Below are 301 nucleotides of genomic sequence, written 5' to 3'. Positions count from 1 at the left end.
AAGATTGACCCCGGTGATGGCAAGTGCCGAGGTACTCGTGTGGGTCGACGCGACCGTGATGCGGAAGTTGAGCGCGCTCGTTCCGGAGCCGCCCACATAGGTGGCGGTCGCGCCATTGTTGAGCGACAGCGTCGGCGTGCCCGATACCGCCACGGCCTCGTTGAAGCCGAGTGTCAGCGTGACCGTGTCTCCGACGTGCTCGGTGCCGGTTCCCGGCGAGGCTGTGGCCTGCGTCACCGCCGGCAAGATCGGATCGATCTGGAGCCCGGAGAACGTCTTCACCGCGCCCGAGAGGTTCGCC

1 protein-coding gene is annotated in these 301 nt (G+C 66.8%); it reads right to left on the bottom strand.

Features of this window, described 5'->3' with window-relative positions:
* Nucleotides 1-301: hypothetical protein (locus tag EN807_RS34370; RefSeq protein ID WP_135938080.1), on the bottom strand; the 301-nt coding region annotated here is incomplete at both ends.

Source organism: Mesorhizobium sp. M5C.F.Ca.ET.164.01.1.1 (assembly GCF_004792125.1).
GTDB classification, from domain to species: Bacteria; Pseudomonadota; Alphaproteobacteria; order Rhizobiales; family Rhizobiaceae; genus Mesorhizobium; species Mesorhizobium wenxiniae.
This window is presented reverse-complemented; position numbering and strand designations above follow the sequence as displayed.